This window comes from Pseudomonas sp. P4_B3, from assembly GCF_056402295.1.
Genome location: NZ_JBFUHR010000006.1, coordinates 89,872 through 104,790, shown reverse-complemented (window position 1 = coordinate 104,790; position 14,919 = coordinate 89,872). Strand labels below are relative to the sequence as shown.

Below are 14,919 nucleotides of genomic sequence, written 5' to 3'. Positions count from 1 at the left end.
GGAGCTGGCTTGCCAGCGAAGATGGCGGTACATCCAAAATCAACGTAACTGACGGACCGCTTTCGCTGGCAAGCCAGCTCCTACAGGGTCCGTGGCCGCGCAATGCCTTGCGCAGGCCTCGCTCTGTTAGAATCGGCCCCATTGACCCAATGAGGTGCCCCCATGAGCGAACCGATTCGCCTGACCCAATACAGCCACGGCGCCGGTTGCGGCTGCAAGATCTCCCCCCAGGTGCTGGAAGTGATCCTGGCCGGCAGCGGGGCGCAGAACCTCGATCCGAAGCTCTGGGTCGGCAACGCCTCGCGCGACGACGCGGCGGTGTATGCCATCGACGAAGAACGCGGCGTGGTCTCGACCACCGACTTTTTCATGCCGATCGTCGACGATCCCTTCGATTTCGGCCGAATTGCCGCCACCAATGCCATCAGCGACATCTACGCCATGGGCGGCGATCCGTTGATGGCAATTGCGATTCTGGGCTGGCCGGTGAACGTGCTGGCCCCGGAAATTGCCCGGGAAGTGATACGCGGCGGCCGTTCGGTATGTGACGAGGCGGGCATCCCGCTGGCCGGCGGGCACTCCATCGACGCACCTGAGCCAATCTTTGGCCTGGCCGTCACCGGTCTGGTGGAAAAGCGCCACATGAAGCGCAACGACACCGCCACGGCCGGTTGCCTGCTTTATCTGACTAAACCCCTCGGCATCGGCATCCTTACGACTGCCGAGAAAAAGGGCAAGTTGCGTCATGCCGACATCGGCCTGGCCCGGGACTGGATGTGCACCCTGAACAAACCCGGCAGCCGCTTCGGCAAGCTCGATGGCGTGACCGCGATGACCGACGTCACCGGTTTCGGCCTGCTCGGGCACCTGGTGGAAATGGCCGACGGCAGCCAGCTCACGGCGCGCATTGAATACGACCGCATACCGCGCCTGCCGGGCGTCGAGTATTACCTGGAACAGGGCTGCGTACCGGGCGGGACTCTGCGTAATTTCGACAGCTACGCCAGCAAACTCGGACGCCTTCAGGAACTGCACAAACGCGTGCTCTGCGACCCGCAGACCAGCGGCGGCCTGCTGATTGCCGTGACGCCCGAAGGCAACGAGCAATTCCTTTCTGTGGCCGCTGAGCTGGGCTTGAGCCTGGAACCGATCGGTGAACTGGTCGAGCGACAGAGCAACGCGGTCGAGGTGTTTTGATGTTCGTCGACTGCACTGATTACCGCGACATCTTCCTCAACGACCGGCCAATGATGGACGCCCGCGCGCCCGTCGAATTCAGCAAAGGCGCGTTTCCCGGCGTGATCAACCTGCCGTTGATGAATGACCATGAACGCCAGCGGGTCGGCACCTGCTACAAGCAGCACGGCCAGCAAGCGGCCATCGTGCTGGGGCATCAACTGGTGTCGGGCGCGGTCAAGGCCGAACGCATCCAGGCCTGGGCCGATTTTGCCCGGGCGCATCCGGAAGGCCTGCTGTATTGCTTTCGCGGCGGCCTGCGCTCGCAGATCGTCCAGCAATGGCTCAGGGACGAGGCCGGCATCGACTATCCACGGGTGGGCGGCGGCTACAAGGCCATGCGTACCTTCCTGCTGGACACCCTCGATCAAGCCGTGACCCAGTGCGATTTCGTCCTGTTGGGCGGGATGACCGGCACCGGCAAAACCGAGGTGCTCACGCAACTGGGCAACGCCGTGGACCTTGAAGGTCATGCCAACCATCGCGGCTCCAGTTTCGGTAAACGCGCCACGGGCCAACCCTCGAATATCGACTTCGAAAACCGCTTGGCGGTAGACGTGCTGAAAAAACGCGCCCGGGGCATCGAGCAGTTCGTATTGGAAGACGAAAGCCGCGCGGTGGGCAGTTGTGCGCTGCCGTTGCCGCTGTACCAGGGCATGCAGCAGTTTCCGATGGTGTGGCTGGAAGACAGCCTGGAAGGTCGGGTCGAGCGGATCCTGCGCGATTACGTGGTGGATCTGTGCGCCGAATTCATCGGCGTGCATGGCGATGACGGCTTTGCGTTGTTTTCCGAACGCCTGCTGGCGAGCCTGAACAATGTGCAGAAGCGCCTGGGTGGCGAACGTCATCGGCGCATGCTGGTTTTGATGGAGGATGCGTTGGTTGAGCAGGCCCGCAGTGGCGCGGTGGATCTGCACCGGGGCTGGATCGAAGGGTTGCTGTGCGAGTATTACGATCCGATGTACGCGTTCCAGCGGGAGAAGAAAGACGCACGGATCGAGTTTGCCGGGGAGCGTGGGGCGGTTCTTGAGTATCTGCGCGAGCGGGGCAGCCAGCGAGGGTGATGTAGCCTGTGCCGGCCTCATCGCGAGCAGGCAATGCACAACTCAGGTCGGGCAGGTTTCAGCACCGTTATCCAGACCTTGCTTGTACACATGGCTCTGCAAGCTGGCCTTGCCGTTGTGCCAGGTCAGGGTCAGTACATACAGCGAGTCGTAGTCGCTGGACTCCCAGTCGTCGATGATCTTCGCATCCTCGCCGGTGGCTTCTTCGGCCACCGTGTTGATCAGCTCCGGCAGGTAGCCGTGTGACCAGGCCGTGTAGATGACCGAGTTGTGATACTTGCCCTGGAGCAGTTCTTCGGCCAGGTCATCGGTGTCATTGGCGGAAAAATTGATGTTCACCGGCAGGCCCAGCTTGATGGCGCTGGGGCTGATGGTCATCAGGGGGCGGATGTAACTGTAGGAATTGTCGAACTCGCCTTCCTCGACGTTACGGGTCGGGTTCGCCGCAAACACATAGTTGGCCTTGCCGAACTTTTCCGGCAGCAGCGTGGCCAGGTCGATGGCGCGGTTGAGTCCCTGGCAATTGAGCTGGCCCAGGCCTGCGGCGGGTTTTTCCCCGTGGCGCAGGAAGACCAGCGTCTGGGTGCCATCCATCGGTTGGGCGCGACTTGCGCCGGGCTCCAGCGACAGGAACAACGCGCTGACCACCAAGAGGGCGGGCAACAAAAGGTAAGCGCGATGTTTAAAGCGTTTGGCAAAATTGAACAGGTTCATGAATAAAAGGATCTTCAGCGCAATTCGGTTAAGGCTGACAAACATTTACACCACGATTGTGCTGCGTCGGGTGTTTCCATGTCATTGAAGCCGGTCCGTTTCAAAGGAGTGGTGCTCAGAGTCCCCTGAACCCGTTTGGTTCGATTTCGGTCGAGTGCCGCTAACCTTCAAGGGTTTTCAGCGAAGGCTATCGACAGGATGTTGCACAAATGTGGACACAATACACCGGATGGTGTTGAAAAAGTGGTGATCTCTTTTGATCTCGCCTATCAGCGAGATTCATGGCTTCAACGGATCGCTGAGCGGATATCTACATTATTATCGTCACTCTCAATGTATTCGTGGATCCCGCCCATGACCGATTTGTCCGCATTCCCCATCACCCGCAAATGGCCTGCCCAGTATCCCGAGTGGATTCAGCTGTACTCCTTGCCGACCCCCAACGGCGTCAAGGTCTCGATCATGCTCGAAGAGATCGGCCTGCCGTATGAACCTCACCGGGTAGGCTTCGACACCAACGACCAGATGTCCCCGGAATTTCTTTCCCTCAACCCCAACAACAAGATCCCGGCGATCCTCGACCCCCACGGTCCGGACGACCTGCCGTTGGCGCTGTTCGAGTCGGGGGCGATTCTGATCTACCTGGCGGACAAGAGCGGGCAACTGCTGGCCCAGGAATCGGCAGCGCGCTACGAAACGATCCAGTGGCTGATGTTCCAGATGGGCGGGATCGGTCCGATGTTCGGCCAGCTCGGATTTTTCAACAAGTTCGCCGGCAAGGACTACGAAGACAAGCGTCCCCGTGACCGCTACGTCGAGGAAAGCAGACGCCTGCTCAAGGTGCTGGACGGCCGTCTGCAAGGGCGCGACTGGATCATGGGCGAGCGCTACACCATCGCCGACATCGCTACCTTCCCGTGGGTGCGCAACCTGATCGGCTTCTATGAGGCCGGCGATCTGGTGGGCATCCAGAACTTCCCTAACGTCACGCGGGTGCTGGAACGTTTCCTGGCGCGGCCGGCGGTGGTGCGCGGGTTGCAGATTCCGAGCCCGGTCGCTGGTTGAAATCATTCCCCTGTAGGAGCTGGCTTGCCAGCGAAAGCGGTGGGTCAGTCATATAATCGCTGCCTGACACTACGCCTTCGCTGGCAAGCCAGCTCCTACATCTCATCCTCTGAAATCCAGGAATACCCATGTCCAGTCAGTTCCCCGAAGCACGCCCACGCCGTCTGCGCCGCAATGCGAGCCTGCGCAGCCTGTTCCAGGAGACCGAGTTCAGCCTGAACGACCTGGTGCTGCCGATTTTCGTCGAAGAAGAAATCGACGACTTCGTGCCGATCAAAAGCATGCCGGGCGTGATGCGCATTCCCGAGTCGAAACTGGCCGGCGAGATCGAGCGCTACGCCCGTGCCGGGATCAAGTCGGTGATGACCTTCGGCGTGTCCCATCACCTGGATAGCAGCGGCAGCGACACCTGGCGCGAGGACGGTCTGGTCTCGCGCATGTCGCGTATCGCCAAGGACGCGGTGCCTGAAATGATCGTGATGTCCGACACCTGTTTTTGCGAGTACACCGACCACGGCCATTGCGGCGTGCTGCACAACCATGAAGTCGACAACGACCAGACCCTGATCAATCTCGGCAGGCAAGCGGTGGCGGCGGCCCGTGCCGGTGCCGACGTGATCGCCCCGTCGGCGGCGATGGACGGGCAAGTCCAGGCGATTCGCCGGGCCCTCGATGACGCCGGGTTTACCCAGACGGCGATCATGGCGTATTCGACCAAATTCGCCTCGGCGCTCTATGGCCCGTTCCGCGAGGCGGGCGGCAGTGCGCTCAAGGGCGACCGTAAGAGCTACCAGATGAACCCGATGAACCGCCGCGAAGCGATACGCGAATCGTTGCTCGACGAGCAGGAAGGTGCCGATGCGCTGATGGTCAAGCCGGCCGGTGCGTACCTGGACATCATCCGCGACATCCGCGAAGCCTCGCGCCTGCCGCTGTCGGCGTATCAGGTGAGCGGTGAGTACGCGATGATCAAGTTTGCCGCCCAGGCCGGGGCCATCGATGAGGACCGTGTGGTGCGCGAGAGCCTTGGAGCGATCAAGCGCGCCGGGGCAGACCTGATCTTTACGTACTTTGCGATGGATCTGGCCTTGGCCGGGATCTAAGGACCACCGCATACCCCCTGTAGGAGCCGGCTTGCCGGCGAAGGCGGTGGGTCAGACAGTATCAATGCTGCCTGACACTACGCCTTCGCTGGCAAGCCAGCTCCTACAAGGGGGTTGTGTTGCATCAGGGAGCGCCAAAAAACGGCCGGATCCCGTGATCACGGAAGTACCGTTCGATCACTTTCGGGTCCGCACACGTCTCGGCAATCGCCACATAGGTATCGGGCCGCAACAGATAAAAGCCATTGCGCCCCAGGCCCGCCGCTTCGAACGCCGGTCGCCAGTCGAACACATGCAGCGGCAAATGGTGCTCGTGGCACCAGGCGATCATCTCGTCGCTGGTGTCGCCATAGACATGCACCTGCCAGGTCAGGCACTTGAGCGACTCGAAATTATCCCCCTCACCGTCATGGGCCCAGGGCAGGCGATCACCGCCATGCACACGCCCGGCAACGCCCGTGCTCAGCGGCATTCCACGATAATTCAGGGTGATCTGCGACACTGTGCGAAACAGGAACTGACGGGAGGTTTCGAACGAGGTCATTTTCGGTAACAAGAACGGAGCCAGGCGCGTACGCAGCAAATCGGCAATTGGCCCGTCGGCGGTGACGAAGTTGAAGACCCGGTCGGTGGTGGCCACCAGTTTGCGGGCGAAGGCGATGCGCTCGGTTTCATAGGTGTCGAGCAGTCTGGCCTCGGCGCCGCCGCTCAACACTGCCGCGAGTTTCCAGGCCAGGTTGATGGCATCGCCGATCCCGGTGTTCATGCCCTGGCCGCCCGCCGGGCTGTGGACGTGGGCGGCATCGCCCAGCAAAAACGCCCGGCCGTTGCGGAAGTGATCCGCCACCCGGTGATGTACGCGGTAGGTCGAGAACCAGTTCAGTTGCTCGATCTTCACCTTCATATGCTCGATGGCCCGGCTGCTGACGTCTTCGAAACGCAGGGTCTCGGCGTGTTCGGCGCGCTCGTCGCGCACCGTGCCGATCAGACGGGCACGACCACTGTCTCCCAGCGGGAACACGGCGAGGAAGTCCGCCTCGTCGAGATCCACATGCAGTTCGCCGTTGAATGTCGGGCCGCTGGCCTGCACGTCGGCGACGTAGAAAATCTGCTGGTAAGTGCCGCCGGGAAACCCGGTATCCAGGGTCTTGCGCACAATCGACCGGGCACCGTCGCACCCGGCCAGGTAACAGGCCTGGCAGGTTTCCTGCTGGCCGTCGGGCAGGTGCAGTGTGGCCGTGATGCCATCTGCGGTTTGCTCGAAGCCTGCCAGTTCAGTGTTGCGTTCCACCGTGATGCCGAAGGCTTCCAGGCGCTCGATCAGCAGCCGTTCGTGTTCGTCCTGCGGGAAGATCTCGAGAAACGAATAGGGCGTCAGGCCTTCACCGATCTGGGACAGGGGCAGGCGCGCAACGGGCTCACCCTTGACCCAGAAGTTGCCGGCCTTTACTTGATGGCCGTGTTGCACCACGGCATCGGCAAGGCCCAGCTGGCGATACAACTCCAGCGTCCGTGCCTGGACGGCCAGCGCCCGGGATGTGGTGCCGGGGGCCGAGGTTTTGTCGACGATCCGCACGCGCACCCCCAGTTTGCTCAGCCACAACGCCAGGACCAGCCCGGTCGGGCCGGCGCCGACGATCAACACGTCGCTGCGGTGCATGAACCTGTCCTCCTCGCTGTGTGAATCAAGTATGGTCCAGTCGGGGAGGGCGGCAACCGTCGGACTACCACGACCGTAGCCGCTGACCTGCCATTGGTCGTATGGTTAGCCCGGACCAATGGATCAGATGGAACGACATGCAAATCAGATTGATCACAAGCGTCGGCGTGTTGCTGGTATTGACCGGTTGCGGCAGCCAGCGGACCCAGGAGCCGACGACGCGCACCCCGGCCGAAGTGAAGGCCGAGATTGTGCGTTTGCTGCCGGCGAAAGCTGCCGATCCCCAGGGTTGGGCCACGGATATCCAGGTGGCGTTTACCGCGCAAGACATCTCGCCGACCACGCAAAACCTGTGCTCGGTGCTGGCCGTGACCGAACAGGAATCGACCTTTCAAGTCGATCCGGGCGTACCGGGGCTGGGCAAGATCGCCCGCGACGAGATCGACCGCCGTGCCGCCAAGGCGCACATTCCCGGCCTGTTGGTGAGCGGTGCATTAATGCTCGATTCGCCGAATGGCAAAAGCTACAGCAGCCGCCTGAATGCCGCGCGCAGTGAAAAGGAACTGAGCGCGATTTTCGACGACTTCATCGACATGGTACCGATGGGCAAAAAACTGTTCGGCGGCTTCAACCCGGTGCATACCGGCGGGCCGATGCAGGTCGGCATTGATTTTGCCGAACAGCAGGCCAAGGGCTATCCGTACCCGGTGCAGGGCTCGATTCGCCATGAAGTGTTCACCCGGCGCGGTGGCATGTATTTCGGCATCGCGCATCTGCTTGGGTACCCGGTGAGCTACCCGCAGCCGCTGTACCGTTTTGCGGACTTCAACGCGGGTTGGTACGCCAGCCGCAACGCCGCGTTTCAGAACGCAGTGAGCCGGGCGTCCGGTATTCCGTTGGCGCTGGATGGCGATCTGGTGAACTACGGTTCGATCATGCCCGGCACCACGGAACTGGCCGTGCGCACCCTCGGCAAGCAACTGGACATGCGCAATCCGACGATCCGCGAGCAACTGGAGGAGGGGAAAACCCTGGCGTTCGAAGACAGCAAACTCTATCGGCGGGTTTTCGAACTGGCCGAACGGGCCGAGGGCCGGCCGTTACCCCGTGAGGTGTTGCCGGGGATCGTGCTGCAAAGCCCGAAAATCACCCGCAAACTCACCACCGCGTGGTTCGCCAAACGGGTCGATGAACGTTACCAGCGCTGCATGGCGCGGGCAGGGAAGTAATTGCGGTGCAAAAAAAGCATAAAAAACCCGGCGGGTGAGGCCGGGTTTTCGTTGAGTCCTGCGGTAAAGCACTGCATTCAGACAGCGCGGCTTTCGATCAGACGATCCGAACCGCCTTCAGCGACGCGGTTTTCCAACAGCTTGTCGGAACCGCCTTCAGCGACGCGGTTTTCCAGCAGCTTGTCGGAACCGCCTTCAGCGACGCGGTTTTCCAGCAGCTTGTCGGAACCGCCTTCAGCGACGCGGTTTTCCAGCAGTTTGTCGGAACCGCCTTCGGCAACACGTTTTTCCAGCAGGCGATCGGAACCACCCTCGGCCACACGGCTTTCAATCAGACGATCCGAGCCGCCTTCAGCGACCACAGGTTGAGCAGAAGTTGCGGCAAAAGCGTTAACTGCGAAAACCGAGAAAGCGATGCTGAGAAGGACTTGGCGTTTCATGATGGTGTGCTCCGGGGTGCTTATGGGTTGGTATGGAGCAGATGTTACGCCGGGGATTTTTTAAGAGAACTTCATTGAGGTGATGGTGAACATCGACGGCAATGATAGGGCCCGTGCCATACCCCTTGTGAGCGTGATGGTGCGATCGTCGGATGGCCGCTGTGTGACGGTTGGCGGCTTCTACACTGGATAGCTGGCGCGTTCCTCTGCCGGGACGGATGATGAGGCACTGCAGAGATCGCGGTGTGAAAGGAGACGTTTATGTACCAGCTCTACGGTTATCAGAACTCCGGGGCGGCGGCCGTCGAAGCCGCTCTTGAACTCTGTGATGTTCCTTATCGCTTCATCGATGTCGAGACCTCCGCGGAGGCGGCCCAGGCGCTGGAGAAACTCAACCCGCTCAAACAGATTCCGACCTTGCAGCTACCTGATGGCAGCGTCCTGACCGAGAGCGCGGCGATCCTGATTCACCTCGGGCTGACCTTTCCCGCATCGGGGTTGTTGCCGTCAGACCCGGCCGAGCGGGCGCAGGCCATTCGCGGCATGGCGTACATCGTCAGCAATTGCTATGCGGCCATCGGCATCATTGATTACCCCGAACGCTGGCTGGCCAAGGCGGATGAGTCGTCCAGGCACAACCTCATGGAGGGCGCCCGCCGGCGCCTGCACTGGAGTTGGGAGGTGTTCGCCGATCAATTCTCGGGCGAGTTGTACCTGGGCAGCGAGAAGCCAGGGGCGCTGGATGTGCTGGCGGCGGTGATCTCGCGATGGGCGGGCAGTCGGGAGCATTTGCGTAATGCCCGGCCGGGTTTTTTCGCCTGGCTGGAACGCATCGACCGCTACCCGGCGCTAACGCCGGTATTCGCCCGGCATTGGCCGGCCTGAACACCGTAAACCCCCTGTAGGAGCGAGCCCTGCGCGCTCCTACAGGGGGGGGCGGCGTGTGCGGATTTACTCCCCGCGGATGTACTGTTCCAGCTGTTTGATCAGCTCCGCCTGTTCGGCAATCGCTTCCTTGACCAGGTCGCCGATCGACAGCAAGCCAATCAATTTGCCGCCTTCCACCACCGGCAAGTGCCGCAGGCGCCTATCGGACATGATGCCCAGGCAGGTCTCCACGGTTTGATGGGTGTCGACGGTAATCACCGGCGACACCATGATGTCGCGCACCGGCGTGCCCACCGAAGAGCGGCCGTGCAGCACCAGTTTGCGTGCATAGTCCCGTTCGCTGATGATGCCCAGCACTTCATCATTCTCCACCACCAGCAAGGCGCCGACGTTTTTCTCGGCCATCTTCATCAGCGCTTCGAGCACCATGTGATCGGGTTTGATCTGGTGCACTTCCTGATTCTTCTGATCTTTGAGCTTGAGCAGTTGGGCGACGGTTTTCATGGTGGTTACTCGGGTGTTGTCGTTGTTCTTGAAGAATCGTAGACGCGAGCGTTCAGGGCAAGGGCGAAAGCGGCAGATAACACGCAAAAAACGTCATTCGACGGTTTTTCTTCGGTAAACCCCTCATTTCCGGCCAGCACCTTACTTGTAGGAGCTGGCTTGCCAGCGAAGACGGACTGTCAGCCAACAAAGATGTTGAATGTACTGACCCCTTCGCAGGCAAGCCTGCTCCTACAGGGTTGATGTTTACCGCTGATACCGGGGGCAATCGCGCTATCCCGGCCGATGACGGGTAGAATCCCCCTCTGAATCAACGTTGAGGTTTGCAGTGGTGGATCTACAGCAGGGCTTCGTCCTGACCCGGCATTGGCGCGACACCCCGGCTGGCACGGAAGTCGAATTCTGGCTGGCGACCGACAGCGGTCCCCGGCGCATCCGCCTGCCTCATCAACCGTCGGTGGCGTTCATCCCTGCTGCGCAGCGTCAGGCGGCCGAAGGCGTTTTGCATGACGAGAAGAACGTCGAGCTCAGGCCCCTGGCCCTGCAGGATTTCGAACATCGCCCGGTCCTCGGACTTTACTGCCAGCAACATGGCCAGTTGATGCGCCTGGAAACCGCGCTGCGCCGGGCCGGTGTCGAGGTGTTCGAAGCCGACGTGCGCCCGCCGGAACGCTACATGATGGAACGCTTCATCACCGCGCCGGTGCGCTTCAGTGGCACGCCGAATGCCGAGGGCCTGCTGCTCGACGCGCAGATGAAACCCGAACCCGACTACCGGCCGAGCCTCAGACTGGTGTCCCTGGACATCGAGACCACGGCCCGGGGCGAGTTGTATTCCATTGCCCTGGAAGGTTGCGGCGAACGTCAGGTGTACATGCTCGGTCCGCCGAATGGCGACGCCAGCCAGGTGGATTTCCAGCTCGAATACTGCGATTCGCGGACCTTGCTGCTGAAAAAACTCAACGACTGGTTTGCCCGCTTCGACCCCGACGCGATCATCGGCTGGAACGTCGTGCAGTTCGACTTGCGGGTGCTTCACGAACACGCCCGGCGCCTGGCGGTGCCGTTGAAACTGGGGCGTGGCGGTGAGGAAATGCAGTGGCGCGAACACGGCAGCGGCAACCATTTCTTCGCTTCAGCCGCTGGCCGCCTGATCATCGATGGTATCGAGGCCCTGCGTTCGGCGACCTGGAGTTTCCCTTCGTTCAGCCTGGAAAACGTCGCGCAAACCTTGCTCGGCGAGGGCAAGTCCATCGACAACCCGTACCAGCGCATGGACGAAATCAATCGCATGTTCGCCGAGGACAAACCGGCGCTGGCCACATACAACCTCAAAGACTGCGAACTGGTCACGCGGATTTTCTCCAGGACCGAATTGCTCACCTTCTTGCTGGAGCGGGCCAGCGTCACCGGTTTGCCGGCCGATCGCATGGGCGGTTCGGTGGCGGCGTTCACTCACCTGTACATGCCGCTGATGCACCGTCAGGGTTTCGTTGCGCCGAATCTTGGTGGCAAGCCACCCGAAGCCAGCCCCGGCGGTTTTGTCATGGATTCGCAACCAGGACTGTACGAATCGGTGTTGGTGCTCGACTACAAAAGCCTCTATCCGTCGATCATCCGCACCTTCCTGATTGACCCCGTGGGGCTGATTGAAGGGCTCGAGCACCCGGACGACAGCGAGTCGGTACCGGGTTTTCGTGGCGCGCGCTTTTCTCGCACCCGGCATTGCCTGCCATCCATCGTCGCCCGGGTGGCCGAAGGCCGGGAAACCGCCAAGCGCGAACACAACGCACCGCTGTCCCAGGCACTGAAAATCATCATGAACGCGTTCTACGGTGTGCTCGGCTCCAGCGGTTGTCGCTTCTTCGACACGCGCCTGGCTTCGTCCATCACCTTGCGCGGGCACGAGATCATGCTGCGTACCCGCCAGTTGATCGAGGCCCAGGGGCATGCAGTGATTTATGGCGACACCGATTCGACCTTCGTCTGGCTGCGTCGCGCCCATGGTCAGCAGGAGGCGGCGCAGATCGGCCACGCGCTGGTGGCGCACGTCAATCAGTGGTGGCGCGAGCACGTGCAGCAGGAATACGGCTTGCAAAGCGTTCTCGAATTGCAGTTCGAAACCCACTACAAGCGCTTTTTGATGCCGACCATTCGCGGCGCCGAAGAAGGCAGTAAAAAGCGCTACGCGGGGCTGGTGACCCGTGCCGATGGCAGCGACGAAATGGTCTACAAAGGCCTGGAAACCGTACGCACCGACTGGTCGCTGCTGGCCCGGCAATTCCAGCAGGAGCTGTATTCGCGGATCTTCCTGCGCAAGCCCTATCAGGACTATGTGCGTGACTACGTGCGCAAGACCCTGGCCGGTGAATACGATGACCGGCTGGTCTACCGCAAGCGCCTGCGCCGCAGCCTCGATGACTATCAGCGTAACGTGCCACCCCATGTGCGCGCGGCGCGCCTGGCCGACGAATACAACGACCGCCAGGGTCGTCCTCGGCAATACCAGAACGGTGGCTGGATCAGCTATGTGATCACCGTCGCCGGCCCCGAGCCGCTGGAAGTGCGCAGCGCGCCCATCGATTACGACCACTACATCACCCGGCAACTGCAACCGGTGGCGGACGCGATACTGCCGTTTGTCGACGACGACTTCTCAACCCTGATTGGGGGGCAACTGGGCCTGTTTTGAGTCCATCAGCGACAAGGTCCAGTCATCCAGGATGCCGTGGAAGTACTGGTTCAAGGCTTGCTGGAAAAGGCTGTCGGCGGCGGCGACCTGGGCAAACAGGGTCATCGAGGAATGAAACTTCAGGTCGTCGGGAGGGCCGAAAATCCCGGCCACCGAGCGCTCCCGGATATTCAGCACTTCCTGGGTGCAGGTGCGTAGCCGGGCGCCCAGCAACGGGTGCTCAAGGTAGGCCAGGGCTTCCTCCCGCGAGCGGATGGCAAAGCGGCGCGACATCTCGCTGCCGCCGAGCCCGGCAAACTGCGGAAAAATGAACCACATCCAGTGGCTGCGCTTTTGCCCGTTGCTCAGCTCGTTTTGAACCCGGTCGAATACCGGGTCCTGAGCCTGGAGAAAGCGTTGCAGATTGAACGGGTCCAGGTGGTCGGTGCTTCTCATGGCGAAGCTCTCTGACAGACTGCGGTGGTTCAGACCATGGCCAGCCGCTGTTTGCGTTGTGGCGCGTGAAACGCTTGGTCCAGCGCCTCCAGATCCCCGGGTTCAAGCTGCAATGTTGCGGCCTGGGCATTGAGCCGCACATGCTCGGGTTGGACCGCTTTGGGGATGGCGATCACTCCTTCCTGACGCAGTATCCATGCCAGCGCCACCTGTGCCGGTGTGACCCCGTGACGGGCGGACACTTGCCTGAGCGTAGCATTGGCGAGCATTTTACCGCCTTGGCCAATCGGGCAGTAAGCCATGACCGGCAACCGCCGTTGTTGGCTCCAGGGCAGCAAATCAAATTCTATGCCCCGTTGTTCGAGGTTGTAGAGCACCTGATTGGTGGCACAGGCCGGGGCGTCCAGTTCCAGCAAGTCGTCGAGGTCGAAATTGGACACGCCCCAACGACCGATCTTGCCGGCTTCGCGCAGGCGTTCGAAGGCTTCGACGGTTTCCTCCAGCGGATACTGGCCACGCCAATGCAACAGATACAGATCGATGTAATCGGTGCCAAGCCTGCGCAGGCTTCGCTCGCACGCCAGGGGAATGCCCTGGCGACTGGCGTTGTGCGGGTACACCTTGCTGACCAGAAAGACGCTGTCGCGCTGGCCGGCGATGGCATCGCGGACCACTTCCTCGGCGCCACCTTCGGCGTACATTTCAGCGCTGTCGATCAGGCTCATGCCCAGTTCGATACCCAGGCGCAGGGCCGCGACTTCTTCCGTGTGCCGTGAACGGTCTTCGCCCATCTGCCAGGTCCCCTGGCCGATAACCGGGACCCTGGCGCCAGCCAATTCAAGCGTGCGCATGCAAACCTCCTGTGTGTATTCGGTGAAAAGTGTAGGAGCTGCCGCAGGCTGCGATCTTTTGACTTTGATTGTTCAAGATCGAAAGATCGCAGCCTGCGGCAGCTCCTACAGGGAGTGTGTACCGACCTAATGATTTTCTGATCCGTTTTTTCTTTGAACATTCCCCTGCCAGTGATCGATTGGTACCGCCCGAAACTGCACTTTTTCGCAATGTCCGGCTCTATCCATGGCAGCCTGCGGCGATCCCCACCGTCGGCCCATGCCCAAGTTCAAGAACCCATGGCTCGAGTTTCACCCGCAATCACTTCAAAAATCCGCCGTCATTGCCTGCTGCTGGCAGGTCTGTCGATGTTCTTCGTCAGCGGTTGCAGCCAGCAGCAGGGCGGCGACATCATCAACCAGATGCGCGAAGGCAAACCCCAGGAGTTCCTGCAGACCAGCGTCGACCGCATGGCCACCCTGACCATGCGCGACAACCTCAACAGCCTTTACCTGCTGATGAGCAAGCTCTACCTGCGTAATCCCGATGAGCTGAAAAAGTCCGGTTTCCTCGATGCCCGCACCGCCGGCAAGCAAGTGCGCATGGCCATCGAACAGCAGCAGCCGTTACCGACCCTGGGTGGCAAAAAGGATCTGGCGGCCCTGCGCTTTGCCATGAGCCCGGAGTTTCTCGGCGACCGGGTCGGGGCGTTCATCTATGCCATTGGCAGCATGCTGGTGACCGCCCATGGGAGTCGCCTCGAGTTCTACATGACCGATACGATCAACCCGGTATTCGTCAGCAATGCCGCGCGCAACATCGAGATCGCCACCTGGATCCTCAGCCAGCGACAGAACAAAGAGGGCGAGCCCTTGCTGTTCTCCAACGAAATCTCGGAGGAGGGCAGCAACCTGAGTTTTGCCGTCGAGTTCGGCAAGATCGTCGCCCGGCTGGACCTGCTGACCCAGATGCTCGACGAACGCTACCGGCGCATTGGCCTGAATTATGCCCAGAGCTTGCTGTTCCTGAATTTCCTGCCGGTGCAGTGAGCACGACAC

At 61.1% G+C, this 14,919-nt stretch carries 14 protein-coding genes; 8 read left to right on the top strand and 6 right to left on the bottom strand.

Annotated features, from left to right (window positions below; all coding sequences use genetic code 11):
• Positions 1-162: 162 nt before the first annotated feature.
• Both selD and mnmH read left to right on the top strand, forming a co-directional pair.
• A complete protein-coding gene (gene selD, locus AC1DWG_RS08305) occupies positions 163-1,197 on the top strand; it encodes a selenide, water dikinase SelD (protein WP_477755719.1) in 1,035 nt (344 codons plus the stop codon).
• The gene (mnmH, locus tag AC1DWG_RS08300; RefSeq protein ID WP_477763419.1) at positions 1,197-2,300 is read left to right on the top strand and encodes a tRNA 2-selenouridine(34) synthase MnmH; all 1,104 of its coding nucleotides are present in this window, start codon (positions 1,197-1,199) and stop codon (positions 2,298-2,300) included. Before selD ends, mnmH begins: the two co-directional genes overlap by 1 nt.
• A gap of 42 nt (positions 2,301-2,342) precedes the next feature.
• Here the strand turns inward: mnmH and AC1DWG_RS08295 are convergent, their stop codons facing one another.
• Positions 2,343-3,014 (bottom strand): histidine phosphatase family protein, encoded by a 672-nt coding sequence (locus AC1DWG_RS08295; RefSeq protein WP_477763420.1) that lies wholly within the window; start codon positions 3,012-3,014, stop codon positions 2,343-2,345.
• 354 nt (positions 3,015-3,368) lie between these two features.
• Between AC1DWG_RS08295 and AC1DWG_RS08290 the strand changes: the two genes are divergently transcribed.
• On the top strand, positions 3,369-4,079 hold the full coding sequence (locus tag AC1DWG_RS08290) for a glutathione S-transferase family protein (RefSeq protein WP_477763421.1): 711 nt from the start codon (positions 3,369-3,371) through the stop codon (positions 4,077-4,079).
• Positions 4,080-4,207: 128 nt separating this feature from the next.
• Positions 4,208-5,182, top strand: coding sequence for a porphobilinogen synthase (hemB, locus tag AC1DWG_RS08285; RefSeq protein ID WP_057714015.1), 975 nt, complete (start codon positions 4,208-4,210; stop codon positions 5,180-5,182).
• A gap of 124 nt (positions 5,183-5,306) precedes the next feature.
• Here the strand turns inward: hemB and AC1DWG_RS08280 are convergent, their stop codons facing one another.
• The gene (locus tag AC1DWG_RS08280; RefSeq protein WP_477787620.1) at positions 5,307-6,842 is read right to left on the bottom strand and encodes an FAD-dependent oxidoreductase; all 1,536 of its coding nucleotides are present in this window, start codon (positions 6,840-6,842) and stop codon (positions 5,307-5,309) included.
• A gap of 137 nt (positions 6,843-6,979) precedes the next feature.
• Here AC1DWG_RS08280 and AC1DWG_RS08275 point away from each other — a divergent pair, with 137 nt between their 5' ends.
• The gene (locus tag AC1DWG_RS08275; RefSeq protein ID WP_477787619.1) at positions 6,980-8,071 is read left to right on the top strand and encodes a DUF1615 domain-containing protein; all 1,092 of its coding nucleotides are present in this window, start codon (positions 6,980-6,982) and stop codon (positions 8,069-8,071) included.
• A 77-nt stretch (positions 8,072-8,148) separates the two neighbouring features.
• On the opposite strand, the gene AC1DWG_RS08270 is transcribed toward AC1DWG_RS08275, so the two are convergent.
• On the bottom strand, positions 8,149-8,511 hold the full coding sequence (locus tag AC1DWG_RS08270) for a hypothetical protein (RefSeq protein WP_477787618.1): 363 nt from the start codon (positions 8,509-8,511) through the stop codon (positions 8,149-8,151).
• 261 nt (positions 8,512-8,772) lie between these two features.
• Here AC1DWG_RS08270 and AC1DWG_RS08265 point away from each other — a divergent pair, with 261 nt between their 5' ends.
• Entirely contained in the window at positions 8,773-9,396 is a 624-nt protein-coding gene (locus AC1DWG_RS08265) for a glutathione S-transferase family protein (RefSeq protein WP_477759911.1), read from the top strand.
• 66 nt (positions 9,397-9,462) lie between these two features.
• On the opposite strand, the gene AC1DWG_RS08260 is transcribed toward AC1DWG_RS08265, so the two are convergent.
• Positions 9,463-9,903: a CBS domain-containing protein gene (locus AC1DWG_RS08260; RefSeq protein WP_007987990.1), complete on the bottom strand. Its 441-nt coding sequence runs from the start codon at positions 9,901-9,903 to the stop codon at positions 9,463-9,465.
• Positions 9,904-10,234: 331 nt separating this feature from the next.
• On the opposite strand from AC1DWG_RS08260, the gene AC1DWG_RS08255 reads away from it, so the two are divergent.
• On the top strand, positions 10,235-12,595 hold the full coding sequence (locus AC1DWG_RS08255; protein ID WP_477787617.1) for a DNA polymerase II: 2,361 nt from the start codon (positions 10,235-10,237) through the stop codon (positions 12,593-12,595).
• Here AC1DWG_RS08255 and AC1DWG_RS08250 read toward each other — a convergent pair.
• A complete protein-coding gene (locus AC1DWG_RS08250) occupies positions 12,560-13,030 on the bottom strand; it encodes a DUF1810 domain-containing protein (protein WP_477763426.1) in 471 nt (156 codons plus the stop codon). The two genes, AC1DWG_RS08255 and AC1DWG_RS08250, sit on opposite strands and share 36 nt — an antisense overlap.
• A gap of 29 nt (positions 13,031-13,059) precedes the next feature.
• Complete coding sequence (locus AC1DWG_RS08245; RefSeq protein WP_477757007.1) at positions 13,060-13,881, bottom strand: aldo/keto reductase; 822 nt, start codon at positions 13,879-13,881, stop codon at positions 13,060-13,062.
• Positions 13,882-14,160: 279 nt separating this feature from the next.
• Here AC1DWG_RS08245 and AC1DWG_RS08240 point away from each other — a divergent pair, with 279 nt between their 5' ends.
• Entirely contained in the window at positions 14,161-14,910 is a 750-nt protein-coding gene (locus AC1DWG_RS08240) for a hypothetical protein (RefSeq protein ID WP_477787616.1), read from the top strand.
• Positions 14,911-14,919: the final 9 nt, after the last annotated feature.